Source organism: Bombilactobacillus folatiphilus (genome assembly GCF_023380265.1).
GTDB lineage: Bacteria > Bacillota > Bacilli > Lactobacillales > Lactobacillaceae > Bombilactobacillus > Bombilactobacillus folatiphilus.
Genome location: NZ_CP093366.1, coordinates 1,290,251 through 1,316,488, shown reverse-complemented (window position 1 = coordinate 1,316,488; position 26,238 = coordinate 1,290,251). Strand labels below are relative to the sequence as shown.

General features: G+C 38.2%; 27 protein-coding genes. 25 read left to right on the top strand and 2 right to left on the bottom strand.

The features are described 5' to 3' along the window. The first annotated feature begins 13 nt into the window (after positions 1-13). A complete protein-coding gene (locus MOO45_RS06660; protein WP_249514139.1) occupies positions 14-568 on the top strand; it encodes a LemA family protein in 555 nt (184 codons plus the stop codon). Positions 569-579: 11 nt separating this feature from the next. Beyond that, the gene (htpX, locus tag MOO45_RS06655; protein ID WP_249514138.1) at positions 580-1,494 is read left to right on the top strand and encodes a zinc metalloprotease HtpX; all 915 of its coding nucleotides are present in this window, start codon (positions 580-582) and stop codon (positions 1,492-1,494) included. Between the two features lie 92 nt (positions 1,495-1,586). On the opposite strand, the gene MOO45_RS06650 is transcribed toward htpX, so the two are convergent. Then, on the bottom strand, positions 1,587-2,213 hold the full coding sequence (locus tag MOO45_RS06650; RefSeq protein ID WP_249514137.1) for an HAD family hydrolase: 627 nt from the start codon (positions 2,211-2,213) through the stop codon (positions 1,587-1,589). A gap of 80 nt (positions 2,214-2,293) precedes the next feature. Here MOO45_RS06650 and MOO45_RS06645 point away from each other — a divergent pair, with 80 nt between their 5' ends. From MOO45_RS06645 to MOO45_RS06625, 5 genes are all read left to right on the top strand, one after another. Next, positions 2,294-3,229, top strand: a complete 936-nt coding sequence (locus tag MOO45_RS06645; protein WP_249514136.1) for a GDSL-type esterase/lipase family protein — start codon at positions 2,294-2,296, stop codon at positions 3,227-3,229. 99 nt (positions 3,230-3,328) lie between these two features. Then, positions 3,329-4,981, top strand: a complete 1,653-nt coding sequence (locus MOO45_RS06640; RefSeq protein WP_249514135.1) for a putative polysaccharide biosynthesis protein — start codon at positions 3,329-3,331, stop codon at positions 4,979-4,981. Positions 4,982-4,996: 15 nt separating this feature from the next. Continuing rightward, positions 4,997-5,776 (top strand): alpha/beta fold hydrolase, encoded by a 780-nt coding sequence (locus MOO45_RS06635; RefSeq protein ID WP_249514134.1) that lies wholly within the window; start codon positions 4,997-4,999, stop codon positions 5,774-5,776. Positions 5,777-6,172: 396 nt separating this feature from the next. Further along, positions 6,173-7,510 (top strand): NCS2 family permease, encoded by a 1,338-nt coding sequence (locus MOO45_RS06630; RefSeq protein ID WP_249514133.1) that lies wholly within the window; start codon positions 6,173-6,175, stop codon positions 7,508-7,510. 106 nt (positions 7,511-7,616) lie between these two features. Then, positions 7,617-8,777: an MFS transporter gene (locus MOO45_RS06625; protein ID WP_249514132.1), complete on the top strand. Its 1,161-nt coding sequence runs from the start codon at positions 7,617-7,619 to the stop codon at positions 8,775-8,777. Between the two features lie 37 nt (positions 8,778-8,814). Here the strand turns inward: MOO45_RS06625 and tpx are convergent, their stop codons facing one another. After that, positions 8,815-9,306 (bottom strand): thiol peroxidase, encoded by a 492-nt coding sequence (gene tpx, locus MOO45_RS06620; protein WP_249514131.1) that lies wholly within the window; start codon positions 9,304-9,306, stop codon positions 8,815-8,817. Between the two features lie 160 nt (positions 9,307-9,466). On the opposite strand from tpx, the gene MOO45_RS06615 reads away from it, so the two are divergent. From MOO45_RS06615 to MOO45_RS06530, 18 genes are all read left to right on the top strand, one after another. Next, positions 9,467-10,924, top strand: coding sequence for a glycosyltransferase (locus MOO45_RS06615; RefSeq protein WP_249514130.1), 1,458 nt, complete (start codon positions 9,467-9,469; stop codon positions 10,922-10,924). A 75-nt stretch (positions 10,925-10,999) separates the two neighbouring features. After that, positions 11,000-11,461, top strand: coding sequence for an LPXTG cell wall anchor domain-containing protein (locus MOO45_RS06610; RefSeq protein ID WP_249514129.1), 462 nt, complete (start codon positions 11,000-11,002; stop codon positions 11,459-11,461). A 112-nt stretch (positions 11,462-11,573) separates the two neighbouring features. After that, positions 11,574-12,329, top strand: coding sequence for a WxL domain-containing protein (locus MOO45_RS06605; protein WP_249514128.1), 756 nt, complete (start codon positions 11,574-11,576; stop codon positions 12,327-12,329). Between the two features lie 136 nt (positions 12,330-12,465). Next, positions 12,466-13,503, top strand: coding sequence for a DUF916 and DUF3324 domain-containing protein (locus MOO45_RS06600; protein ID WP_249514127.1), 1,038 nt, complete (start codon positions 12,466-12,468; stop codon positions 13,501-13,503). A 92-nt stretch (positions 13,504-13,595) separates the two neighbouring features. Beyond that, positions 13,596-14,612, top strand: a complete 1,017-nt coding sequence (locus MOO45_RS06595) for a WxL protein peptidoglycan domain-containing protein (protein ID WP_249514126.1) — start codon at positions 13,596-13,598, stop codon at positions 14,610-14,612. 62 nt (positions 14,613-14,674) lie between these two features. Then, a complete protein-coding gene (locus MOO45_RS06590; protein ID WP_249514125.1) occupies positions 14,675-15,712 on the top strand; it encodes a DUF916 domain-containing protein in 1,038 nt (345 codons plus the stop codon). A gap of 92 nt (positions 15,713-15,804) precedes the next feature. Further along, positions 15,805-16,566, top strand: a complete 762-nt coding sequence (locus MOO45_RS06585) for a hypothetical protein (protein ID WP_249514124.1) — start codon at positions 15,805-15,807, stop codon at positions 16,564-16,566. Position 16,567: 1 nt separating this feature from the next. After that, on the top strand, positions 16,568-17,614 hold the full coding sequence (locus MOO45_RS06580) for a WxL protein host-binding domain-containing protein (protein ID WP_249514123.1): 1,047 nt from the start codon (positions 16,568-16,570) through the stop codon (positions 17,612-17,614). Between the two features lie 19 nt (positions 17,615-17,633). After that, on the top strand, positions 17,634-18,419 hold the full coding sequence (locus tag MOO45_RS06575) for a WxL domain-containing protein (protein WP_249514122.1): 786 nt from the start codon (positions 17,634-17,636) through the stop codon (positions 18,417-18,419). Between the two features lie 56 nt (positions 18,420-18,475). Continuing rightward, positions 18,476-19,468: a WxL protein host-binding domain-containing protein gene (locus MOO45_RS06570; RefSeq protein ID WP_249514121.1), complete on the top strand. Its 993-nt coding sequence runs from the start codon at positions 18,476-18,478 to the stop codon at positions 19,466-19,468. A gap of 280 nt (positions 19,469-19,748) precedes the next feature. Then, positions 19,749-20,219, top strand: a complete 471-nt coding sequence (locus tag MOO45_RS06565) for a RodZ family helix-turn-helix domain-containing protein (RefSeq protein ID WP_249514120.1) — start codon at positions 19,749-19,751, stop codon at positions 20,217-20,219. A gap of 38 nt (positions 20,220-20,257) precedes the next feature. Then, positions 20,258-20,896, top strand: a complete 639-nt coding sequence (locus MOO45_RS06560) for a BspA family leucine-rich repeat surface protein (RefSeq protein WP_317619050.1) — start codon at positions 20,258-20,260, stop codon at positions 20,894-20,896. Continuing rightward, complete coding sequence (locus tag MOO45_RS06555) at positions 20,897-21,109, top strand: mucin-binding protein (RefSeq protein WP_249514118.1); 213 nt, start codon at positions 20,897-20,899, stop codon at positions 21,107-21,109. After that, positions 21,093-21,503 carry a mucin-binding protein gene (locus tag MOO45_RS06550; RefSeq protein ID WP_249514117.1) on the top strand — a complete coding sequence of 137 codons (411 nt, stop codon included), beginning with the start codon at positions 21,093-21,095 and terminating at the stop codon, positions 21,501-21,503. The genes MOO45_RS06555 and MOO45_RS06550 overlap by 17 nt, the downstream gene beginning before the upstream one ends. A gap of 188 nt (positions 21,504-21,691) precedes the next feature. Further along, positions 21,692-22,483 carry a hypothetical protein gene (locus tag MOO45_RS06545; protein WP_249514116.1) on the top strand — a complete coding sequence of 264 codons (792 nt, stop codon included), beginning with the start codon at positions 21,692-21,694 and terminating at the stop codon, positions 22,481-22,483. Positions 22,484-22,532: 49 nt separating this feature from the next. Further along, the gene (locus MOO45_RS06540) at positions 22,533-23,573 is read left to right on the top strand and encodes a DUF3324 domain-containing protein (RefSeq protein WP_249514115.1); all 1,041 of its coding nucleotides are present in this window, start codon (positions 22,533-22,535) and stop codon (positions 23,571-23,573) included. An 18-nt stretch (positions 23,574-23,591) separates the two neighbouring features. Next, positions 23,592-24,278, top strand: a complete 687-nt coding sequence (locus tag MOO45_RS06535) for a WxL domain-containing protein (protein WP_249514114.1) — start codon at positions 23,592-23,594, stop codon at positions 24,276-24,278. A gap of 209 nt (positions 24,279-24,487) precedes the next feature. After that, complete coding sequence (locus tag MOO45_RS06530) at positions 24,488-26,077, top strand: helix-turn-helix domain-containing protein (RefSeq protein WP_249514113.1); 1,590 nt, start codon at positions 24,488-24,490, stop codon at positions 26,075-26,077. The last annotated feature ends 161 nt before the right edge of the window (positions 26,078-26,238 follow it).

Genomic DNA, 26,238 nt, shown 5'->3' with positions numbered 1-26,238 from the left:
AGAGGAGAACTTAATGTCCACAACAACTATTATTGTCATTGTAGTGATTGTTCTATTGATTGCTTGTTATGCTTTGTTATATAACGGTCTTGTTAAGCGGCGCAATCAGGCTCAAGAATTTCAGAGTCAAATTGATGTGCAACTGAAGCGGCGCACAGATTTGATTCCCAATTTGTTAGAAACAGTTAAGGGCTACGCAGCTCATGAAAAGCAAACGTTGTCGCAAATTGTGGAACTTCGTAATTCTGTCATGAATGCGGATAATTTGCAGGATAAAGTGAACGCTGACAGTCAGTTGACCACAGCTTTAGGTCCGATTATGGCTTTAGCAGAGAGTTATCCCGATTTAAAAGCTAATCAAGAATTTGGTAAATTGATGGAAGAGTTAACCAATACTGAAAATAAAGTTGCTTATGCGCGGCAAGCTTATAATAGTTCGGTGCAATATTATAATACGGGGATTCAAACTTTTCCGCGGAATTTGATTGCGCATCTTCATCATTTTACAGCCATGGTTTACTTGGAAATTCCAGAAGTAGAGCGTGAAGTTCCTAAAGTGAAATTTTAAGAGGCTGATAGATGTTATATCAACAAATTGCACGTAATAAGCATAAAACGTATTTGATTTTTATTGTTTTTTTCCTAGTTTTAGGTGTGATTGGCGGCATTATTGGGCGCTTGATGTTTGGTAATACGTTGAGTGGAATTATTGTTGCATTAATGATTACTTTATTTTATGCTTTAACAACATATTTTCAGTCCACAAGTTTGGTTATGAAAATGAATGGTGCTAAACCAGTGACCAATAGTGAGCAGGCACCTGATTTATGGCATATTGTTGAAGATTTGTCAATGGTGGCGCATGTGCCGCGACCAGATATCTACTTTATTGATGATCCTAGTCCTAATGCATTTGCCACGGGGCGCGATCCCAAGCATGCTGCAGTGGCAGTAACGACTGGTTTGTATGAATTAATGGATCGTGAGGAATTAGAAGGTGTTTTAGCCCATGAATTGTCACATGTGCGCAATTACGATATTCGAGTTTCGACGATTGCAATTGCCTTATCTTCAGCGATTATCTTGATTTCGTCAATTTTAAGTAATGTTTACCGTTGGGGAGCGTTCTTTGGTGGTGAACGTGATGACGATCGCAATGATTCTAGTAATAATGTTATTCAAATTATCTTATGGTTAGTGGGCTTGATTTTTGCGATTTTTGGTCCCATCATTGCATCGTTGGTTCAGCTGGCGATTTCGCGAAACCGTGAATATCTCGCGGACGCTTCGGGAGTTGAATTAACACGTAATCCGCAGGGATTAATTAGTGCGTTGCAAAAATTGCAGCAAAGTGAGCAACCATTGCAACATGTTGATGATGCTAGTGCAGCCTTGTATATTGATAATCCGGTGAAAAAGAAGCATTCAATGCAACATTTATTTGATACGCATCCACCGTTATCGGACCGAATTGCACGATTGCAAAAGATGTAAATTAAATAGTTGCAGAAGCTATTTTTGTTTGCTGACCAAACAAAAAGAACTCTCAAGACATTTACTGTAGTCTTAAGAGTTCTTTTTTTATTTTATAACAATTTTAAAATTTCTTGTGGTTTGGTAAAAATGTATTCTGCATCACTAAAATCAACGTCGGGGTTAGCGCCCCATTTGGCTAGTCCAAAGGCAATTTGAGCTTGGTGAGCACAATCAATATCATTTCGGGAATCGCCAATGAGTAAAGTTTGTGCTGGTTGAGCCTGCAACAACTGTAAAGCTTTCAAAGCGGGCTCTGCGGCGGGTTTTGGTTGTTGGACTTGGTCGGCAGTAACATATCGAGAGAAATAAGGATTTAGTGTCGTTTTTTTGAAAATAGTTTCAAATTCCCATTGATCTTCTGAGGTAACAATGGCCAATGCAATTTTTTTGGCTATTAATTGTTGAACAGTTTCCAAAATACCAGCAAATGGTTTCACTTCGTCAATAAAATTGAATGCATTTTTTAAAACACTGGCTGCAGCGTCGGCATGCTGAGATTCAGGAATGTTGAAATAATTCAAGGTGTCTTTAGCAGTGCCTGAAAACGCGAATTCTAAATCTGTTATTTTGGTTGGTATATGATAATCTTCAGCTAAAGTTTGTTGCAAGGCCATTAAACTGGCCTCCTTAGTGTCTAATAGAGTCCCATCAACATCAAAAATGATATTTTTAATCATGCTCAAGCTCCTTTGAAAACGTATGAGTGCTATTATAATATGGTGTGGAAGCAAATGGCAATATGAAGGGAGCATTATTTATGAAATTACAAGAAACGACAGCTAATTTTTTAGATGCGGGCTTGTATTTTAGTGGTCGTTGGATGCAGACACAACACGGCATGTATACAACGAATTTAGGTGCACAAATTTTTACACAAAGTCAAGGCGCTCAAGTAATTAAATGGTTCTTTTCGACCAAAGCACCACAAGATGATACTTGGCTTGCTTATCAAATTGATGATCAACCGTTTCAGCGACAAATGTTGACGTCTGCTCCTTTACTTATTGAATTACCTGATACCGGTAAGCATCAAATTCGACTGGTTTATAGTGGCAACGCTAAAACAGACAATGTTTGGAAGCGTCACGAAGGATTATATTTTGATCAAGTTCAGACTTCCGGACAATTGACGCCCGTCAAACCTGTTGGTTCGCCTATCACCTTTATTGGCGATTCTATTACGGCAGGTTGTTGGGTAGCCGGTCCCACACCAGGCAAAGATTATCGTGCGGAAAGTAATTATGCAGCCTTAGTAGCACAACATTTTAATAAAGAAGATATTCGAATTTGTTATGCAGCGGCGGGGGTGGTTCAAGCTGGAGCTGGCGGTGTCCCCAATGCTCAAACTTTTGTTGAACAAATGGCGTTTAATCAACCATATCAGCCGATTAACAGTTCGGATGTGATTATTAATTTGGGAACGACGGATCGCAAAGTGAATGATAATGAATTTCGGGTTGGCTTTGAACTTTTGTTACAAAAAATTAAACTGCAATATCCAACTAGTCGGCTTTGGGTCATGATTCCATTTGCTCAAGTTCATGCCGATATTATTCGTGAAGAAGCTTCTGAGTATGATAATACGACAATTGTCGAAACCAAAGATTGGGATTTATCATATACAGATGGCTTACATCCTAATTTGCAAGGAACCCAAGTGGCTGCACAAGAATTGATTGCAGTTTTACAGTAAAAATTAGCCTAAGTGATAAAAACCTAGCCTAACAAATTTTGTCAGGTTAGTTTTTTTTTTGTATAATGTTAGCTTAGTGTAGATATGGGGAAGACAAAAATGGCACGATCAAAACAACAAACGACAACGATGAAAAAAGATTCCTTATTGTCAGGTTCTGCGTGGATTACGGCCAGTGGCATTGTTTCACGAGCCTTATCAGCGTTATATATTATTCCGTGGAATATTTGGATGGGCTCTGCAGCGACCGTTGCGGCGGCCAATGCTTTATATGGCAAAGTTTATAATATTTACGATTTTTTTCTGTTAGTTTCCACAGCAGGCTTGCCGAGCGCGATTTCTAAACAAATTGCGCATTACAATGCAATGGGTGAATACGAAGCCAGTAATCAATTATTCAAGCAAGCGTTAAAAGTTACTGCCATTATTGGCTTAGTTTTTGCGGCAGTCATGTATTTTGGGGCACATTATGTCGCTTTATTGTTCACCAACGGTGATCCGCGCAGTATCCCAGCCTTGAAAGCTTTAGCAATTGCGGTTTTGTTATTGCCAACGTTGAGTATTATGCGCGGATATTTCCAGGGACATGGTCAGATGGGTGTTTCTGCCGTTTCCATGATGTTGGAGCAATTAGCACGTGTTGCTTATATGTTGTTGATTACTTATATCATTATGCAAATTCAACATGGTAATTATGTTGATGCTGTAACCAAATCAACCTTCGCTTCATTTATTGGTGCCAGTATTTCCATTTTGTATCTCTTGTACGTTTTTTGGCGTCAACGCCATACTTTGACGTCTTTAGCACAAACGGGTCAGCACAATATTAATTTTACGGCAAAAGATTTTACGAAAGAAATTGTGTGGCAAGCCATTCCGTTTATCGTCATTGATTCAGCTATTACGATTTTTAAATTGTTTGATCAGGCAACGTTCAATCCGATGATGCAGAGTTTTATGCACATTTCGCATCAGCAATTAGATTATTATTATTCGTTGTTTGGTTTTCAAGCTAACAAATTAATCATGGTCGTCGTTTCCTTAGCGACTGGCGTGGTTTCTTCAGCAATTCCGATTGTATCGTCTTTGTATACGACTAAAGATACTGCCAAAATTAAAACCCAAATTGTCAATATTATTCGCTTATTTGCCTTTTTTATGGTTCCAGCTACATTGGGCATGTTAGCTGTTTCGCGATCATTATGGAGTGCGTTTTATGGCTACGATTTGTTAGGTATTCGAATTATGCAATTGTCCTGTTTGATGGCCTTGTTACTGGGCTTTTTCATGGTTCTAGCAGCTATTTTGCAGGCTTTATATCGGAATAATTTGGCAATTAAATATCTAGTCATTGGTTTTATTTTCAAAATTGTGATTCAGTGGCCGTTAGTCTACGCTTTTCATGAGTACGGTCCGATCGTTGCAACAATGGTGGCGATGGCATTAATTTGCTTTTTGATGTTGCGCAAAATTCACGCATTATATCCATTTAATTTAAAAGCGCTGCTCAAACATGATTTGGTTAAAATCATTGTGGCAGCCCTGTTAATGATGATCGTCGTTTTGGTCGTTGATGGCCTCTTTTATGGATTGGATCATCATGTTGGACGCGTGAAAGCTGCGGGATACATGGGAGTTGAAGTCCTGCTGGGAGCAATTGTATATGGCTATTACGTTTTGAAAACGCGTTTAATGGATCAAACACTTGATTTGAATGCGACTAAATTGCGTCAACTGTTCCACATAAAATAAAATTGGAGATCATGCATGATAGAAGTAAAAGCTTTACCACTCAGTAATGGACGAATTAATTATTTAGCTGAGGATCTGAAGTTAGCGCAAACAACGATTTTTTTACCAGATTTTACACAAAGTGTTAATAGTTGTGTGCAAGTGCTGGCTTTTAATGGTTACACCAATAGTTATGCACTAGATTGGCGTTATCATGGTTTGTCAGAGAGTGTTGGACCGCTGAGCGTTATTAGTTTTGCACAAGATTTGCAGGAATTTGTTGCTGCTAAAAAATTACAAAATTATCAAATTGTGGCAGCGGGATTAAGTATTTTTGTCGCAGCTAAGGCGGTGACCCAAGGCTTGGAGCCTACAAAAATTATTGCCTTGGATCCGCGGTGGCAGCCGGATGCGCTTTACCGTCAGAGCCCTATTTTTAATGATTTTGAGGAAATGGTTACGGCGGGGCAACAACAAGCAGCTCGTGAGTTTGAATTTGACGATTATCAAAAGCAAATGTTTTTGAATGCGTTTGTGGCGGATTATCATTTGACAGTGTTGGGTTATCAGTTATATATCTCTGATGCTCAACAAAAAAAGTTTATTCAAAGCCTGAATCCATTGTCATTTGGTCGACAGGCGCCACAATTGACCTTGTTGATGACGCAAAAAACGCAAGAGAAAATCCAAAAGTACCCGTTGAGTAAACTGGAGCGTCAAAATTATGCACAGTTTACAAAAAGTTATGTTTTGAAAAATACGCTTGATAATTTGTTATGTGTTACCCCATTAACAGTTTTAAACTTTATTCAATAAAAAATAGCCTTGCATTGAAAATCAATGCAAGGCTATTAAATTTAAATTATTGAGGGGGATTCAAAATTTAAATTATTGAGGGGGATTCAAAATTTAAATATTGAGGGGAGAAGAAAAGATATTAGCTATCTCATCAACTTACAAAGATTATAATACATGGCAATTGTGAATAAAAATACCTCAAATTGTGAAAAAAATATGAACATTTATGAATTCCCTTACGACTACCAATACATTAAATGATAACACCGGTGTCAAATATATCAATTGATATAAAACACGAACATTATAAATTGATATCAAACTTAATATCCACAAAATAGTGACATTTAAATCTGTAATCAGTATAATATAGTTTGTGTTGAGTATGATATATGAACTTTTGGAGGATAAGCGTTGAGTAAATCATCGACTAACTTATTGGAAAAAACATTTGATCTGCGTGCTAATAAGACTAATGTGCGACAAGAAATTATTGCTGGTACCACGACTTTTATGGCAATGTCTTATATTTTATTTGTCAATCCGAATGTCTTGAGCGATGCGGGGATGAGTAAGGGAGCAGTTTTTGTCGCAACAGCCTTAGCAGCGATTGTTGGTTGTTTGGCGACCGCATTTATTGCCAATTATCCGGTGGCGATTGCGCCATCTTTAGGTAGTAACGCTTTTTTTGCTTATACAGTAGTTTTGGGCATGAAAATTCCGTGGCAAACAGCATTAGCTGGAATTTTTGTGGCGTCCATTTTATTTATGTTGGTGACCGTGTTTAAAATTCGTGAAAAAATTATTAACAATATTCCCAGTGATCTTAAATCGGCTATTGCAGCGGGAATTGGTTTGTTTGTCGCGTTTGTCGGTCTACAAAACGGTGGTTTGCTGAAAGCTGATTCGTCGACATTATTGACGATTACAGATTTTCATAACCCGACCGTTTGGTTGACGATCTTTGGTTTGGTTTTTACTTTGATTTTGGTGACGTTAAAAGTGCCGGCAAACTTTTTGTTAGGTATGGCTGCCACGTCCGTTGTGGGGATTTGTACTGGTTTAATCAAAATGCCTCACCATATTGTGGCCACAGTTCCAAGCCTCAAACCAACATTTGGGCAAGCTATTTTTCATTTGCCTAATGTCTTCACACCACAAATGATTACCGTTATTTTAATCTTTTTCCTCGTGGCTTTTTTTGATACGACGGGGACAGTTGTGGGGTTGGCCGAGCAGGCTGGTTTTATTAAGCGGGGTGAAAAAGTACCGCCACGTTTGAGCAAAACACTCCTCAGCGACGCTTTTGCGATGACGGGTTCATCGATTTTTGGTAGTTCACCTACGGCAGCTTATGTTGAATCTTCCACCGGAATTGCGGTTGGCGGTCGTACTGGTTTGACTTCTTTGACCGTTGCAGTTTTGTTTGCAGCTAGTCTGTTCTTTTCGCCATTGTTGGGGGTTGTGACGTCGCAAGTGACCGCGCCGATTATGATTATCGTTGGTTCTTATATGGTCACATCTTTGGGACAAATTGACTGGAGCAAGTTTGAGAGCTCTTTTCCCGCGTTTGTCACCATTATTGGTATGCCATTCTTCTACGATATTGCTTATGGTTTTGCGTTTGGTGTGATGTCGTACGTTTTAATTATGGTTTGTGAGAAAAAATGGCGTCAAGTACATCCGATTATGTATCTTGCATTCTTTGTTTTCTTGTTCTTGTTGATTGCGATGAATTTGGCGCATTACTAAAAATTAATTTTCAATAATCCTTGAATTAGTTAAAGGGTTATTTTTGTTTCTGTTAGCATTAGATGTCTTCTTATTATAAGATGGTAATTAATGAGGAGGTGCTGATATGAAACAAATTCGTTTGGTACCATTATTATTAGTTGCCTTTTTGAACGAAACTGCTTATAGCATGATGTGGCCGTTGGCAACGATTTATATCAATACGATTTTGCATAAATCTTTAACTGTTGCTGGCACAGGTTTGATGTTTTTTTCAGCGGCCAATGTGTTAGGCGCAATGTTAGCTGGCAAATTATACGATCGCTTTAACCAATTTTATTTGACTTTATTTGGTATGGCTGCTTGTCTGGTGGTCTGTTTATTGGGAATTGTGTTTACGAGGTGGCCCAGTTATGTATTTGTCTTGACGGCCTTTGGCTTGACGACTGGTTGGCTCAATACGGCTGTCAATGTTTACGGAACGCTATTTCCTAAAATGTCTACCACCAAAATTTTTAATCTGATTTATTTAGTTTTAAATGTAGGCTTAGTTGTTGGCACAATGCTGATTAGTGAAATTTTTAAAAAATCCGTGGTGCCCATTTTTGTTTTAGCAGCCGCCATTTATTTATTTTCTTTTCTTACACAGTTTTTTTGCTTTCCCAAACAGCGGTTGGAATATCAGACACAACCCGTTTCCAAACATGCGACCACGCATCATCTTCCAACGCATCATATCAAACATTTGTTTGCGGTCAATTTTTTAACTTTAGTGATTGTTTGGACGATGTATTCACAGTGGGAATCCAATTTTTCAGTTTATTTGATTGATAATGGCTTTGCTTTGCGGGTTTACAGTTTATTATGGGCGCTCAATGGTGTTATTATCATTGCTGTTCAGTGGCTGTTGACTTGGCGCCCGCAGATTATTCAAAATCTGTATCATCGAATTGTCATTGGCTTAGTCTTCTTATCAATTTCTTATTTTGTCACCATCATGAGTACTAATATTATTTTTATTTATCTAGGCATGATTTTGTTGACGATTGGCGAAGCGATTTATGTACCAACGGTGCCCGTCATTATTGATCAATGGACGCCACCAGCAGATAAGGGCCACAGCCAAGGTTTGGTGAATGGTTTTTCGTCGGTTGGTCGCGCACTTGGACCATTATTTGGTGGTTTGGTGATTGATCATTCCTCGTTTAAAGTTTTGTTTGTTGTTGCGGGATGTAGCATGGTGTTGATGACGATTTGGAATTACTGGAATAACCGCCAATTAGTATGATATGTAAAATAGATCTTCTCAAATGAGAAGATCTATTTTAGTTTTGGTTTAACTGGTCTAAAGCTTGGTCGTAATTGGGTTCATGCGTCATTTCGGGCACAATTTCGTGATAAATGACGGTTCGATCTGGATCAATCACCCATACCGAGCGTGCTAGCAGCTTACTGTCAGCCATGAGTAAGTTAGTTTTTTGACCAAAATCCTGCTGTGCGTCAGATAATAATTGCATATGCTTGACACCTTCAGCAGCACACCACTGGGCCTGATCTTCCACAGTATTGGTAGAAATCGTGACAAAATTAATTCCTTGATACGCGTCCATTTTTTGGTTAAATTGCTTCGTCTGTAAACTGCAGACACTTGTGTTAATATCGGGTACTACACTAATTAATAATGGTTGATTTAACAACTCGGTTAATTGCACGGCTTTGTTTTGAGAATTCCGCACAGTAAAATTGGGCATTTTTTGCCCCACTTCTGGAAAATTAGTGATAGTACAAAACTCATCGCCATTGCGTGTTATTTTCATTTTGTTCACCTCACTTTCAGTATACTATCTTTGAGTCCAAATCAATAACTTTAAGAATTTGTTATAATAAACAAATAAGGAGGTATCTGGGCATGAATTTTTTTTAACGGGAGATTTATCGAATATTTCAGCAGGAATTGAACATTCGCAGATCAAGCGAATGCGGCTTTTTCATGAACATCAAGAACCTGCCAAAATTGTCACCATTTCGTATCGTAATAATTGGGCTGATGGTCCGGGTAAGTTTGATGTGCAACTAGATGATGTGATTAATATTTTTGATTACTTTGGTCAGAATCATACCGATTTTTATCAGGCTAATCCGGTGCAAGCTTATTGCAAACAGCATCGTTACCATATCGTGCAGCGTTTAGGTCAAGAAAGTAACGAAAATGGTTATCAGTTGGTGACGGAAGATGGTCGCCAAGCCTTGTTACGAGCTGATGTTGATACGGGGCAAATTGTTTCGATCACTTTTTCAACTGTTAATAGCAGTCAGACTAATTATGCAGAAGGCTATGATGCACGGGGCTTTTTATCAATTAAATATTTTTACGATCAGCATGGACAAGTCACCAAACAAGAAATTTTTAACGATCAAGGTCACAGTTTTTGTACACAAGTTTTCAAAAATGGGCGCGTGGTTTTATACAAAATTAAATTTCGTAATCAGAAATATACTTTCACGGATATTCGGGATTTGCACGGCTTCTTTTATGATTGTTTGAATGAAGATTACGGTGAGCACAATTTATTTATCTCTGATCGGATGGAATGTACGCAAGGCTTGCCACGGATGAAAACAGCCGCTAAAAAGGGCTTTTACATTCATAATCAATTTGTGAACTCGTGGCAAGCTGATATTATGACAGCACCATTTAATTATAATTATGACTATGGTTTGACTCATAATGATCAATTTGATTTGATTTTTTGTCCTACCAAATGGGAGAAGCAAGAAATTAATCAACGCTTGAATTTAGGTGAAAAAGTCCAAGCCATGCCTAGTGGTAATAGCCAAGTTGGTGTACCGCAAGTAAAAATGGATCAGCGTGATCCTCATTTAATTATGATGGTGGCGCGAATTTCGCCTGAAAAACAGGTAACGCACGCTTTAAAAATACTTAAGCAAGTGCGTAAACAAGATCCGTTAGCTCATTTAGAAGTTTATGGTGGCATTACCGTCAAAGAAGAAGCTGAGTTAGTTAATAAGACGGTACAGGATTTGCATTTGCAAAATCATGTCAGTTTTAAAGGGATTGTTTCTGATTTAGCTCCAATTTATGACCGTGCTCGCGTGGTTTTAGTTACTTCTTATAGTGAAGGTTTATCTCTAGCTTTATTGGAAGCTAATAGTCATGGGGTACCGATGGTTAGTTATAATTGTCGTTATGGTCCTAGTGAAATTGTGCAGGACGATCAAAATGGTTATCTGGTTCCACAAGACGACATAGACTTAGCGGCCCAAAAAGTTAGCCAAATCTTACAAGATGATCAATTAGCACAACGCTTGAGTGATGGTGCTTATAATACTGTGGACCCGTTTTCTCCCGCAACTTCTTGGCAAAAGTGGCAACATATCTTGGATACTATTCAGGCTGAAAAAGCAAGTAATTGATTGAACTTAATATTGTAAAGTGATATATTGTCTTTGTGTATTGAGATTACAAACTTGCGAAAGGGGTCGTGATTGTTGAATAAAACAACTAAAAGTTCAAAGCGACTCACTTGGCGTAAGGTAACTGGTTTATTGGTAGCAGTTGTGGCAACGATTGTAGTTGTAATTGGTGCTTATTCCACAGCAATGTGGGCAGGTACTGACTATGATTATCAAGGTAATGAAGTTGCCCAAGCACTGCCAGTCACTCAAGGTTACAGCCGAGGGGGAGAAGATACTAATTCCAATACTAAGTCGTCAACTGCTTCCGTCATTGTCAAGGGGACCAATGTTGCTAGTGAACAGGGTGCCAAACTTGATAAATTAGACTACCCACAAACGGGTGGTAATAATCCGGGTGCAGTACAAGTAGTTGGTTCACCAAATTATCCACAAACGGGTAATGCCACTAATTATGGAGCCATTGCTTTAGGCTCATCGTTATTGTTGGGATTAAGTTTATGTTACTGTAAAAAGAGTAAGAGTACTTTACAGTAGTTTTGTTGTGAAACTATTATTTGGTACAGGCTCTTGCAACTTTTGACAAAAGTGGTATTGTATTAGTTGTATTTTATTAAATGTAGTTCAAATATTTTGGGGGGATTTAACAATGAAAATGAATAAATTATTTGCTTCTGTAGCAACTGCTGTTGTTGCTTTAGCTGCTGTTGCACCTGTTGCTAGCGTAAGTGCTGCTGGTAACGATTTACCATCTAACACATCTGATCAGATTGATGATAAAACTGGTTCAACTAGTGCTACATCTACTGCTAGTGTTAAAGTTGTTTCAGGATTTTTAAGTTTAGATAAGGTTCCTGATTTATCATTCAATCCAGCTGTTAAGGGTGCTGATTTTGCTTATTTACAAGATAATGGTGATCTGAAGAGCGAAACTAACAACCAAAACTGGGGTGATAATGGTAACTCCGACGGTGTTTTACAGGTTTCAGATTCACGTAATGATGTGAATGCTGATTTACCTGCAGATGCTTCACAAGCTTCTGGTGCTGGTGAAACTAGTTTTGGTTACACAGTTTCAGTTCAATTAGGTAACTTCGAAGGCAAAGATGGTAATGTTGTTGGTAGTTCTACTGCTGCTGATGCCGCTACTAATGGTGCCTTTGCACTTGATTTTACTAAAGCTGTTCAGTCTGACATGGGTTATCAATCAAATGCTAATGTGATTGCATCCGCTGGTGCTGCAACTTCATCTCCTCTTATTGTTGTTCCTGAAAACAATAAACGTGGATCTGATCAATTCAAATTTGATCATAGCGCTGGAATTCGGATGAATTTACCAAAGAGTATTAATACAGGTGCATATACAGCTCCAATTACTTGGAATTTATCTGCTGCAGCTCAATAATTTTATAATTTTTAGGAGTGTCGTTTTTCGCGACACTTTTTTTGTACATAAAATATCTTGTTGACTTTTAATATGAAAAGATTAAGATTGTTAAGTGTGGTTTTACGTATAATTTAATTATTGAGGTGCAGTTAATATGAATCATTTGAAGCAAATGTTAATGGCTTTACTAACAGCATTTGGAATAAGCTTTATAACGGCAGTTCCACTTCATGCTACGGTTGGTAATTATGGAATTAGGCCCAATTATAGTAGTAATCAAGTTGTTAAAAATGGACAAATTGATATCTTTGGGACTCCAGGTAGTACGCAAAATATATCTATTAGCGTGGTTAATAAAGATACTAAGGATCATCGATATACGGTTACTGTGAATACAGCTTATACTAATAATGGGGGTACTTATAGTTATAGTAAGAAAAAAGTTAGTGACCCTTCTTTAAAGATTAAACTAGCCAATTTGGTATCTCCTAGAGTCCAAACTGTTTCCGTACCTGCTGGTAAGGAAGTTGACGTTAACTTTCAAATCAAAATTCCTAAAAAGAGGTTTTCGGGTTATTTAATGGGTGGTATTGGAGTTCAGCCGGCTAAGGGTGAGAAAGCTTATAAGACGGTTGCTAAAAACGGTACTTTGTTGACGAATAAGTTTTTCCAAGGTGTGCCTTTGAAGGTACGTCAAGATAAGAATTCGACTATGCAACCGAAGTTTAGAGCACGACAGGTTACAGCTTTTGCTAATGCTTCTGGTAAGGGTCAACGTGGCGTCAAGGCAAATCTTCAAAACTATGTCAAGGGCTTTAATGGTAATATTAATGCAAAAGCTACTGTTACTAAACGGCCTAACGACCACAAATTTAAGAAGACTGCTACCTTAACAGGAATGTCTCCAGCTCCTAATTCCAATTTTGATTACTTGATTGATTGGGGTAGTACACCGCTACAAGCTGGTAACTATCATTTACATGTGAAGTTGACTTCTAGTGATAAGACACAGTCATGGGTAGTTGATAAAGACTTTACGATTACTTCCGCAGATGCTGGTAAGTACAACAAGTTGTCTGGCATTAAGCCTAACTATCTCTGGCTCTGGATCTTGATTGCGGTCTTAGTCTTGTTATTAGTGCTTGGCTTAGGTATTTACTTCGGTCGTCGGAATAATAAGAAGCAAAATTAAGAATTTAATTGACTAAAAATATGTGTGCACTTAACAGTGTGCACATTTTTTTGTATAATCATATAGTATATCGTTTTGATTATGGTGAATTTATGAAAAAAATCAGATTGTTAATTCTTAGTATTATGATGTTGATCTCTAGTGCTTGGACAGCCACGCATGTCAAGGCGGATATCGGCAATATTTCAGTTACGCCTATCATCAATGATTCGGATGTCACGGATCGTTTTCAGATTGTGGCTCAACCGAACAAAGTGTACCAAATGCGTTTGTCTTTAACTAACTTCAGTGATATGAGTACGCGTGTGCGCGTCCGCCCGACGAATGCTTCCACTACTTCGCAAGGTGGCATTACTTACCAGAAAGTCGTTAACTCTGGGGATAATGATCTTCGTTATGCGTTCAAAGATATGACAGCTTCTAAAGTTGTCAAGTTAGGTGCGAATAAGACTAAAGAAGTAGCGTTTGACGTCCACATGCCTGCGCGTTCCTTCAAGGGCTTGATGTTAGGCGGTTTTTATATCTATGATTTGAATACTCCGAATGCGCCCGGACTCAAAGTGCCAGTCTGGATTACGGAGGATAATAAGCCAGTTGGCGGGGTACTGGTTTTAAATGGGGTGACGCCTGAAGCGGTCAATCATAAACCGTTTATTAATGTTAATTTGTCGAATAATCAACCGGGGTTGATGAAGAATGTTACCGTGCATATGTCGTTGAAGCGTCGTGGCTTGTTAGAGCTATTTGGGATGGGCTTTAAACCAGTAACGGCAGATCAAGTTTATAAGCAGATTGCGCCTAATTCGAATATTCCGATTGCGTTCGATCAACAGTCATTACCAGTTAAGCCGGGCATATATCAAGCAACAGGAACGGCACGTAGTGGCAAAACGCATTGGAAATTTTCAGGCAGCTATCGGATTACACAAAAGCAAGCCAATGCTGTTAATCGGGCTTCACGGGGATTAAATCCTGATAAAACAGTAATGTATTTGATGATCGTGTTAGGACTGTTATTGTTAATTGGTTTTGTATTCGGTGGCTTGTGGAGTCAATCCCGCAAGCAAAAACAGCAACAGCAGGAACAATCAAATCCACCGCGATCATAAAGTAAAGTATGTTGCGTTTTGGTACCAATTAAGTTAAACAAATGTTTTTGAGGGGAATAGTTATGAAGCAAAAACTAAGTTTTATTGTTAAATTAGGAGTATTAGTATTAGCATTTTGGGGAATATGCTGCAAAAGCGTTCAAGCTAAAGATAATGCTCCGACGCAACAAGATCGCTCATTCACGGTCAAGGCGATTCTGCCTAAAAATCAGGTGACTGATAAGGAAACTTTTTTTGATTTGCAGGTAAAGCCGAATCAAAAGCAAAAGTTAAGTATGATTGTCATGAATATTGGCAAGAAGCCCATGACTATCAAGATTAATTTGAATAATGCTTACACATCTAGTAACGGTATTATTAGTTATGATCGCTCCAAAGTTAAGCTCTATCAGCCGTTACAACCGTCGCTGACGGATTTGATTATTGGTAAACGGACGGCTACCGTCAAGGTTCAACCGCAAGAAACTAAAATCGTCAGCTTCCCGTATAAGGCACCTGCTGAACCCTTTAAGGGAATTATCTTAGGCGGGATTGTGGCAACTTCTGCCGTCGGTTCATCGACCAAAAGTAATTTTGCGATTCAAAATCAAATTCAGTATGTTACGGGGATTGTTTTACGTTCGAACATGGATCACGTCCAACCTGATTTGAAGATGAGTAAAGAAGTGACAGGGAAGAGTCGAAGCACCCAACAGGGCATTGGCTTTACCCTCTATAATCCCGCACCAATCAATGTTAGTGGCATGAAGATGAACGCTCATTTCATCCGCAATAAGAAGCAGCATATTAAGAAGACGATGTCTAGTCTGCAAGTTGCGCCTAATTCGAAATGGCAAGTGATGATTCCATTCAAAAAGGTTAAGCCTGGTTCTTACAAGCTTAATCTAACACTCACTGCCAAAAATGGTTATAAAAAGTCTTTTGTTCGTCACTTTACGATTAGTAAAGCACAGACAGCAATTTTGCATAAGAAAACAACGCCCAAACGTTATAATCGTGTTCTACCTTGGATTTTTGTCGGTTTCTTCCTGGTTATTATTTTGGGACTTGTTTACCTACTTTGGATTTACTTGAAGGCTCGAAACAACCGTGGACGTTAGAGACGATTGTTGATATAATCAGATTTGAGGTGTGAATTTTGGAGAAGAGAGTCAGACTTAATTTCTTAATAATATGTTCAATAGCGTTAAGCTTGGGAGCAGTTCATCGTGTATCACCTTCGCCTGTACAAGCAGTAGACGTGACGCGCACCGGTAGTGATCCCACCACCCAAGATATCCCGGATGATGGATTGACTGGGACGACTTCTGTCACCGTAACTTTCCAGAATGCTAATATTTTTCTTGAGCAAATGCCTAACTTCGATTTTGGGACAGGACACGGATATACGGATACTTTGCTGTCAATGATTAAAGTTACTGGAGATCGTTCTTTAATTGTCAATTCACCTGATGGGGCAGTACCTTTTAGCGTTAGTGTTGCTAATTACGGAACGACATTGAAGGATTCAACTGGTGCCGACCAGATCAGTAAAGTATCTTTCGATTCAAACGGTAATTTGAGCTATATTAACTTATTCAATACTGAAGGTACAAATAAATCGTTTACCAATTTTTGGATTATAAAGACTCAGTCACCATCCCAGGATACGTGGTCATCTGTTAATGGGAAGGATCCCGCTGTGACTCGAGATAATCATGTTGCTTTGACTAGTGCTCCGAGTTCAAATGCTTCGACAGAAGTATTGAACTCGGAGCAAGGTTCTCAAGGAAAAATAAAGCTGATTTTCAATGACGTTGATAGTGCACATTTGAATTTATCTTCAGGCGTGTTAAATAGTTTACAAAATGATGTGTTGAGCTCTTCGTCTAAAACAGCCACTTTTATCTTTCCTTTGTATTGGACTGTAAGTATTGATGGTGGTACACAATCTTTAGCTGAGGATCAAGTGTAGTATGCGTTCGTCGGTTATCTATCGTTGGTTGGTTGTGATTGCTTTTGCAACGTTTGGTTTTAAACAATCTAGTCAGGGGGTACAAGCTAACGGTGGAACATTTAGTATCGTGCCGGAGCAGTTGGACAATCAGATTGGTTCTGCACAAGGTGGCTGGTATTTACATGTTGAACCCAATCAAAGCTATCAGTTGAAGTTTAAAGTGTTGAATTTTACGAACAAAGAAAATATTGTCACGGTAACACCCACAATTAGTAAGACAACGCCCAATTTACAGTTGGCGATTGATGATCCAACTGCTAAAGTAGGACCGAAATCAGCATTTAACCTTAAAAAAATGGTGACGAAAAATGAAGTTGCGGTTCCACCTAAAGGTAGTGTGGAAGCCAGTGTTACGCTGAAAATTCCCAATCAACAGATGATTGGGGTGGTCATGGGTGGTTTGTTGTTTCGTTCCAAAACTGATGTGCAAGCCCAAAAAGCTAAAATTGAATCACAAAAACATGCCAGTTCAACGACAGTTTCCACTGCGGCGATTGCCTATGATTTGATTTTGCGCCAAGATGATGCCATCTTGTTGCCAAAGTTAAAATTAGGAAATCCGACTTTAGCGGCGAATGGTCAACAAGTCCAAATTATGACACCCTTGAAAAATACGGCTTCATATCCTTTTTTGCAAGGCAAGCTTAAAGTGAAGCTCACGAAAACCAATTTTTCACGAGCTAAAACCAACTTTCACTTGGATAATGTGAATATTGCTTCAAATTCGCAAACTAAATTTGCGCTTCCATGGAAAAAAAGTAAACTGGTTGCTGGTACATATCAGTTGACATATACCTTTTATCGGCATAAACAACATTATGTTTTTCATCGGCAATTGCATGTCAGCAAACAGCAAATTCAAAAGTTGAATCGTTTGTTGCCTAAGGCACAACGCAATTATCGTAATATGATTTTGATTATTATGTTATTAGTAATCGTCTTGATGGGTTTAATCACCTGGTTAGTTTATTATTTTGGAATCAATTATTCTCGACGTCAAAAGTAGTTTTATTGGGGGAGTTTTCATGCAAATTCGTAAAACAATTTTAACGGGTATTTCATTGACCGCGCTCGCTTTGAGTGCTACAGTGCAGACGGTGTTAGCTGACAGTAGTGATGGTGCTTTGGCGGGAGTTAGCGGGGTGAATAATAGTTACAATCAAAGTGGTAATAGTACTACTCCTACGATTAATGTTCAGCCAGGTTCGTTAAAATCATATGGGGGCGCCGGTTTCGATTTTGATGGGGATTTGGTTTCGCGACCGATTACCTTGGTGGAAGTACCTAATTTTGACTTTGGTGCACTAAAAATTGGTGAAACTAGTAAGAATTTAGATAAAAAGGGTACTAATCGTTATTTGGTTGTGAATGATCAGAACGCTAATCCTGGTACTCAAACAAATTACCATCCATGGAACGTAGATGTTAAATTGGGAAAGTTTTCATATAAGAATAAAAATAATCAAGATATTCCATTATCGACTAAGTATTCTCCTCAAATTGTTTTAAAAGCTACAGGGTTGACAAACAAAAGAACCAGACTGGGTACATGGGTAAATAATACGTTTATTGGTTCCGGTGGATCAACTGTTCTTAATGGATTTACAAGTAATGTCATCTTAAAATCCGGTGATGATACTACGCCATCAACAGTTATGTCTGTTACTGGAAATAAATATGAAGCACATGCTTACGCTATAGATTTTAATGATCCAAGTTATGCAACTTTACAAAATTTTCCTTCTACTAAAATTAACATTAATGATACTTACACGGCGCCGTTAACTTGGACATTGTCGGTAACAGCTTAAAGGTTAAATTCATGAATTCACACAAATATTTTTCGCAATTTATAGGAGCACTGGTCATGGTGATTGGTTGGTGCTTCTTTTTCAATGGCATAGACGTGCACGCGGATCCCGGATCGCCTGTTCAAGTTCAACTGCAAGTTCCCAAAATTAATAAAACACCAGTCAATAGTTCAATCATTAATGTTGATCTCAAGCCCAAGCAATCTGTCCAGTTTGTGTTACATTTGCAGAATACCACGCCACAAGCTGTGCAATTGAAGGTTTACGGTGGGGTAGCGCAAACGAATTCTGCTGGTAATATTGACATTTCGACAAGTCAACATTTGCGTATGGATGATTCGTGGCGTTACAGTTTGGCAGATTTGGGTTTTCAGACGCAAATTTTGACCTTGGCTCCCCAACAAGAGCAGCTTGTGCCTGTGACTTTGACCGCGCCCAGCTCGTATAGGGGTTCGATTTCGGGTTCAGCGATTGTGGAAACGTTGAGTCAGAAGCAGTATCATCATCAAATTAATAATTTTCAGATGTCTTTTGGTGTGCTGGTGAATGTTGGCAAATATACGAAGTTGAAGCCGCATGTTCGTTTGGGCAAAGTTCGTTTGCAGTCATTGGGTGGTCGCCCGCAAATCGTGGGCAATGTCCATAATCAGAGCGCGCTTTATTATGGTAATAACGCGGTGAAGTATCAGATGAGCCTTCAAGGCTTGAGTTTCACCAATCGCAATGTTCATCAGCATTTTAATTTGTCTCAAGGTGCGCTGGCAGCTAATTCGATTGCGCCGTTGGCGTTTGATCTGGGCAACGATCCGATTAAAGCGGGACAGTATCGCTATCGGGTGCTGGTGGATTTAGGTGATAAAGTATTTCATCTCCAAAAGACTTTCAGTGTGACACGTGCACAAGCACAACGGTTGAACCGGCAAAATCCGGATTTGAAACATGATTATCGACCATTGATTGTGGTGATTATTATTTTAGTTGTATTATTATTTGGTTTGATTTTGTGGTTAGTTTTCCGTTTTGCCTTAAATAAAGGGCGCCGAAGTTGAGAATAATGAGCTATCAAACACTGTTTGGTAGCTTTTTTGTACTCTTCAAAGCTAAATAAAAATTTCACTTTCCAAAATAAAATTAGTGTTTTATAATTACGTTGGTTTTAGATTAATTATATATCATATTAGTTGAAGAATGGAGAGATGTAAGTGAATAACAAGAAAGCAACATTTAAAACAGTCGGAACTGTGTTCGGCTTGGTATGTGGTTTGGTGAAGTCTGCAAAATAATGATAACGTTACCAGTTCGGCTTCGACGCCTGAATCATCAGCGACGGTGTCTAATACTGAACCAACGGCACCTATTAACGATGGAGCTCAAGAAAGCGTTTCGACAGCAGCTACCAATTTTCAAGATGGTGTAGCAACAACCTCGGACTCTAGCGCAAATAATGATCAAAGTACGGTTACCCCAGTCCAAGATCCACAAGATGCAACAACGCAACCATCAACCGGTGATGTTGATACTCTTGCGACTGATCAAGAACCTACGAACAATGCCTTAGCTCAAGGAACTTGGGGCTCTAGCAAATGGGATTATACCAAAGATGGTGACGATTATGTTTTAACATTCCATGCTGGAACGTTAGGTACTGGTGGGATTAGCAAAGCTGAAGAGTTTAAAGATATACCTAATTACTCAAATGGTGGCTGTAAGCGAATTATAAAGATAAGTTTTGATAAAGATGTTATTGCCAATCAAGATTCGAGTGATTTATTTAGTGAATTACGTAATTTAAAAAAATAGATGGCTTGAATAATCTTAATACCTCCAATGTAAATAATATGTGGGATATGTTTTCATTTTGTGTTAAATTAAAAAGCTTAGATTTAAGTGATTTTGACACGTCTAACGTAAATATTATGATTTCTATGTTTCACTATTGCTCCAGTCTGAGTAATTTAAACTTAAGTAGTTTTAATACTTCAAAAGTAACGAATATGAGATATATGTTTGATGGTTGTTCATCTTTAAATAGTTTAGATTTAAGTAGTTTTGACACTTCCTTAGGTAGTCAGCTGTATTTAAATAATGATCCTCATTTATCGCACATCGTTGCCTATCCTAATCTACAATTAGTTTTGAATTCTGATGACCGTACCGGAAAGACCATGCCCGGTAACAATCAAAAAGTTGTTTCTAACGATTGGGTTGCCACTAATGGTTATCAATCACATCGCAAATATACAGCGGATCAATTAAGCAAACTCAAAGGTCGCGATCAAGTGACTACTACTTATGAATGGGACTTTGGTCAAGTAACTGCTGATCAGACTGTGGAAAAGAAGGCTGTCACAAGAACAATTAATGTATATCAGCCAGATGGTATTGTTCAAGCAACTACCCAAACCGCTGTCATTCAACGGACGGTAAAATATAATGATGATGGCACGGAAACTTATGGCGATTGGTCTACTGCTTAGTTGAAAGATTATGTTGTACCAACGTTGCCAGGATATCAACCAACGCAAACGAAAATTGATGCAACCACGGTAAGCGGTGATAGTGTTGATCAAAGTATCAATGTCTATTACACTCCAATTGAACAAACGATTACGATTCAATATGTGGATGAATCTGGACAAAATGTGGACACGCAAGAAGTCAAGGGCTACACTGGTGATACGGTATATTAATTATCATCAACCGCAAGGCTATGAAATTATGGATAGTCCACAGCAAACCATTACAGTAGATGATTCTGGTAAGCGGACAATCTCTGTTTATGTCGATCATAAAATTCAAACTGCTTCGGAATCGAAATCTTTCTTACGTACCATCAATCTTCACTATCCAAGTGGTGCAATTAAGATTATCGATCAAACCGTTTTGTTAAAACGTAATCTATATGTTGACCAAGTAACCAATGAAACAGTTTATGGGACTTGGAATACAGGCAGCTTTGATGAATACTTGGTTCCTACTATGAAAGGCTATACAGCCAGCAAGACGACTGTCCCAACGCAAACAGTTACAAGTGACTCGCCAAGTTCTATGACGATTGACATCTACTACACAAAGAATGCATAGCATGCTAAAATCACTAATCATTTTTAGATTAGTGATTTTTTCTATATTTTGATTGTCTGAATGTCGTTGAAATCAATTTTTGTCAGTAAATCTTTATGAAAAATTTAAATTTTTTTGTGCTTTCTTGTAAATGTTATTGTATAATCTAACTGGTATAGTTTTTATTATATTATTGAGGTGGGAGAATTATGAAATTAAATAAATTAAGTATGGGTGTTTGCGCTGCTTCTTTATTAGCAGTTGCTGCTCCTTTGTTTGCACAAACTGTTAGTGCTGATAATGCTGATGCTAGTCTTGCAAGTGGTAGTGCTGGTACTGTTAGTGATGGTCATCCTGGTAGCGGTAATTCTAAGGCTGAAGTTGGTTTTAAGGCAGGTTCTTTAGTGCTACGCCAAGTTCCTAATTTTGGTTTTGGTAAAGAAAATACTATTAATACTGGTAAAATTTCACTTTCCGAGAGCGGTGACCCTGCAGCTAATCGTGTTGCGATTGTTGTAGATAATCGTTCTACGCCAGATGATACTTCCAGTGCTGCTGTACCTGCTGATGGTTGGAAACTGTCAGCATCTATTGGTTCATTTCAGGACACAACTGATACGACTAATACTAGAGTAGCTAATATTCCTGTTTTGTATAATCCAACTGGCGTTAAGGCGTTAGACTTTAACAATTTGGATCTTGATGGAACAGCTCCGGTTTCTGTTTCAGATGAGAGCGAGATTACTAATTCATCAGATAGATTATCTTTGCCAGGTTCGACATCAACTTTGACAGCCAATGGTGGTGGCGTAATTGCTACAGTACATCGCTATGGTACAACAGGTATTCAATTTGCTAAAGACGATAATGTTCAGTTAAATATTGGTACTCTAAGTAATTTGAGTGGTATTGTCTCTGGTCATGTATATAATGCTGATGTTACTTGGAACTTAACTACGGATGTAACACAGTCTCAAGTTGGAGATAATATTCCAAGTTAATTAATTTTGTTTTCAGTCACTAGAAATAATGGTATTAGAGGATAAGTTTGTGAATAAATGGTTACAACGTTTAGTTTTATTGTTAACAATGGTTTGCGGAATTTGTTTGGTAAAACCAGTCCACGCCGAAATTACCGGTGCGGCTGGTTTTTCCGTGGAGCCGATTGATAATCAAGGTAATACGGGGCAGGGTTCTTATTTCTTGAAGAATGTTCAAGATGGTACTTCGTATCCATTACAGCTAAAACTGACTAATAATAAGAAGTATTCGATTAAGATTGTTGTGAAACCGACAGTGGCTGGGACAACTAGTCAAGGTCAGATTAATTACTCCAATCTCTCGACCAAGCGTGATGATAGTTTGAAGTATGATTGGACCAAGATGGGACCCACGAAGCAGACTGTCAAGCTGGCACCACATGCTTCCCAGACGATTACTGAAACTTTAAACGTTAAAGCACCTAATTTTAACGGTGTTATGTTAGGTAGTTTTTACCTTTATTCACCAACAATTGATAACCATACAAAGCATAAGAAGAGCAAATCAACTGTTAGTTTGAATAATGTTTATTCTTATTCGGTTAGTTCGTTGTTTAAGGTTGGCAATGTTGATCAAGCTCAGCCTGATTTGCGTTTGAATCGGGTACGGACGGGTTTAGTTGGAACGCAACCAGCAGTCTATCTTGATTTGCAAAACTTTAAGCCTAAGTATATTACGAATGATGATATGCGCGTGAATGCGAAGATTTATACTGCAAATAGTAATAAGTTAGTTGTGCATCGTTCACAGAAGCAGATGAATTTTGCACCTAATTCGACTTTCGGTTATCCCGTCAGTTGGGGTAATATGCCGATGAAGGCCGGCAATTATCAAGCACGTGTTTGGGTCAAGACATCTGCACGTAGTTGGTATTTTAAGAAGAACTTTACGATTTCGCCGAAGGATGCTAATAAGTACAATCGTAACAATCCTTACACGAAGCGCAATTACTGGCCATTTATTATCTTAATCATTGTTATTTTGGTGCTATTAATTGGTGGCTTGTTCTATTGGTTCTATAAGCGTGGTCAAAAACAAGCATCAAAATAAAGTTATGGGGGGGATAACTTGAAGGTAACAAGGATTAGTAGTTTACTGGTACTCTTGTTTTCTTTATTAATGAGTACAACATCTGTCATGGCCGATCCACTTCCTGGATTTGGTGGAGCTCATGTTGTAACTGGTCCCGATGATAATAATTCTCATGCTGGGGTGCAATTTAAAGCAGGAGATTTATCAGTTCAGGCTCCAGGAGCTAATTTTCCAAATTATGGTAAGCATTTTCTTTATGCTGAACAGATTTGGAATTATAAATTAGCTGATAATGTTGATCCTACGCCAGACAACACTATTTTTGTGACGGACACGCGTGGCGGTGACAGTGATGGCTGGACTCTTAGTGCGAGCGTTTCTAATTTTACGGATGGCGATCAGACACAAGCTATTTCATCGTTAGTTTTTAATAGTGCTAAGGTTGTCTCGCAAAGTGTTGCTTCTGATGGTAGTTCGCATTTGAACGTTAATGATTCAAATAGCGTTCAGCAATTAGCGTCCGATCAAACGTCAATTAAGCCCGGTGATGCCGGTTCTTCAGCTGACGTTTTGAAGGCGACGGGGACTTCTGGTATTGGTACTTGGGGCTTGTTCTTGCAGCATTCGCAACTTGTTACACCAAGTATGAGTGGCCAAATTTCCGGTAATTTTACCGCTACTTTGACTTGGAATTTGAATGCTGGCGATCCAACAAACGTATAAATTTATGCAAATGAAAATGGACATTTTTGGGTGTCCATTTTTTTGTAAAATGAATCACAAGTTAGTGGAATTATGTTGAATTATTTATATGTTTGGATTACATTATAAGTATTAATTTTAATTAGCTTATTATTATCAAATTATTTACTATAATTTGCTACATTTTTTATACTGAATTTGGTAGTGTTTATTATTTAGGGGGAAAAGTTTTGACTGAAAATCAAGATTTGTTTTTATCAGTTTCAGATATGGAAAAGCTGCATTTATTTGAACAAGTGCGTCAACTCAAGATGTCAGAGGCTTCTTACCGTGATGATTTGGAAGCTCATCGTAGTTTGGATATGAAAATAGGGGATATTAATTTTCGTCAAACAGCTGTTCAAATGAAAAAAAGTTATGGAAGTATTTACAATACTTATGACGGAATTGTGCAAGATATCAAAAAACTATTAAAGAAAGATGATCCAACGACAGAGGAAATTTTCTCAATTGATAACGATGCCTATCATTTTTTCTTGGTGTCCCAGTCAGATGCGTATAACTTTTTATTAGCAATTATTGAAGATACTTGTGATTCATTTGAGCGTTTTTATAAAGAGCGTGGCAATAGTAAAGCTACAGCGTTGCGACATCTTAGACCCATGCGAATGTTTCTGAAAAAGTTCAATGTACGCATCACTTATGAAAGAATGCGCTTTGTTGGCAAGGAAACAGATGTCCGTTTAGCACTGTCGACGATGTGTTGGGAAGCCACCAGAGGTTATGTCTGGCCATTTGAAAGCATTGATGAAGTTGGTACCAATCTGTTGGTTCACAAATTTTTACAAACTTTTCAAACGGATGTTTCTACAAGTATGACAATTAAATTTTATAATATTTATACAGCAATTAATTGTCTGCGCCTTTACCGGGATCATCCGATCCAAGAAGATACGAAGCTCAGTTGTCTACAGTATCCTAATTTGAATATTTATGATAATTTTGTGAATTATGATGAAATGAATGAGTTTTCCAATACTAAATTGGCGCATATTTTTTCGTATTTTAAAACTCTTTCGCCAGAAATTTTGATGAATGAATCGTGCAACACTTATAATTTAATTAATTGTGCTTTGTCCGTGGTGCCCGAGCCGATTAAGCAGGCTGATCAGCGTTATCAATATTTGCGTGATTATAATACGGTTTTGTATGATTTTGTGAACGAATTCTTTCAGGCAATGCCATACAATATTCAGCAACGCTTTGATGTCAACTACGATACAATGAAGCTCTACAAAATTTCTTTGGCCAATGTGATGGTGGGTGGCTTGGCTTATGGTGAGAGTTATTACCAAATGTTAGCTATCGCCACTGGTGAGAATATTGGCTTATCCAGTATTGATTTGCCAGAATTGAAGAAGCAAATTCGGAATGTTTTGCAACATTTGTTTGAAAAAGATGAATTTACAGATTTTCAGGGTCAAGAAATTTTGTTGACAGATATTATCTATAAGGTTGTATTACGTTTAGTGGTGATCTTTTCTAAACATTTTGCTGTCAAGATTTATCCTAGTATTGAAACCAATCAACTGTATTATTTGGATTTGATTTATACATTGTCGAGTTTGCCTTATGTAGAATTAGTTGAGAAACCTCAAGATGCTGATTTGATTGTTACTAGCAGTAGTAAGGCTGGTGAGAAACCTGTCCATTTTGATGCATACATCTTTAAGTGGGAGTATGACAAGAGTAACGCGCAATATGGTAGCTTGTTGACGTTGATTCGCGATATTTGGACGCACAAAAAGATTTCTGAGTAGGTGCTTGCTTTTTAAAAATTAATATATTACTATCATCTTAGATAACGTTTGATACCTTTTGAATTCTACAGAGAGCCAAGTAGTGCTGAGAGTTGGCGAGTTCGTCTTCCAGTATCAAAATACGGATAATCAATCATTATACGGCCGGCTCCGTTATGTGC

What these genes read in the sequence shown, in the direction of transcription:
- MOO45_RS06660 (WP_249514139.1), top strand. Translation starts at nt 14, where the DNA reads ATGTCCACAACAACTATTATTGTCATTGTAGTGATTGTTCTATTGATT.
- htpX (WP_249514138.1), top strand. Translation starts at nt 580, where the DNA reads ATGTTATATCAACAAATTGCACGTAATAAGCATAAAACGTATTTGATT.
- MOO45_RS06650 (WP_249514137.1), bottom strand. Translation starts at nt 2,213, where the DNA reads ATGATTAAAAATATCATTTTTGATGTTGATGGGACTCTATTAGACACT.
- MOO45_RS06645 (WP_249514136.1), top strand. Translation starts at nt 2,294, where the DNA reads ATGAAATTACAAGAAACGACAGCTAATTTTTTAGATGCGGGCTTGTAT.
- MOO45_RS06640 (WP_249514135.1), top strand. Translation starts at nt 3,329, where the DNA reads ATGGCACGATCAAAACAACAAACGACAACGATGAAAAAAGATTCCTTA.
- MOO45_RS06635 (WP_249514134.1), top strand. Translation starts at nt 4,997, where the DNA reads ATGATAGAAGTAAAAGCTTTACCACTCAGTAATGGACGAATTAATTAT.
- MOO45_RS06625 (WP_249514132.1), top strand. Translation starts at nt 7,617, where the DNA reads ATGAAACAAATTCGTTTGGTACCATTATTATTAGTTGCCTTTTTGAAC.
- tpx (WP_249514131.1), bottom strand. Translation starts at nt 9,306, where the DNA reads ATGAAAATAACACGCAATGGCGATGAGTTTTGTACTATCACTAATTTT.
- MOO45_RS06615 (WP_249514130.1), top strand. Translation starts at nt 9,467, where the DNA reads ATGCGGCTTTTTCATGAACATCAAGAACCTGCCAAAATTGTCACCATT.
- MOO45_RS06605 (WP_249514128.1), top strand. Translation starts at nt 11,574, where the DNA reads ATGAAAATGAATAAATTATTTGCTTCTGTAGCAACTGCTGTTGTTGCT.
- MOO45_RS06600 (WP_249514127.1), top strand. Translation starts at nt 12,466, where the DNA reads ATGAATCATTTGAAGCAAATGTTAATGGCTTTACTAACAGCATTTGGA.
- MOO45_RS06595 (WP_249514126.1), top strand. Translation starts at nt 13,596, where the DNA reads ATGAAAAAAATCAGATTGTTAATTCTTAGTATTATGATGTTGATCTCT.
- MOO45_RS06590 (WP_249514125.1), top strand. Translation starts at nt 14,675, where the DNA reads ATGAAGCAAAAACTAAGTTTTATTGTTAAATTAGGAGTATTAGTATTA.
- MOO45_RS06580 (WP_249514123.1), top strand. Translation starts at nt 16,568, where the DNA reads ATGCGTTCGTCGGTTATCTATCGTTGGTTGGTTGTGATTGCTTTTGCA.
- MOO45_RS06575 (WP_249514122.1), top strand. Translation starts at nt 17,634, where the DNA reads ATGCAAATTCGTAAAACAATTTTAACGGGTATTTCATTGACCGCGCTC.
- MOO45_RS06570 (WP_249514121.1), top strand. Translation starts at nt 18,476, where the DNA reads ATGGTGATTGGTTGGTGCTTCTTTTTCAATGGCATAGACGTGCACGCG.
- MOO45_RS06560 (WP_317619050.1), top strand. Translation starts at nt 20,258, where the DNA reads ATGTGGGATATGTTTTCATTTTGTGTTAAATTAAAAAGCTTAGATTTA.
- MOO45_RS06545 (WP_249514116.1), top strand. Translation starts at nt 21,692, where the DNA reads ATGAAATTAAATAAATTAAGTATGGGTGTTTGCGCTGCTTCTTTATTA.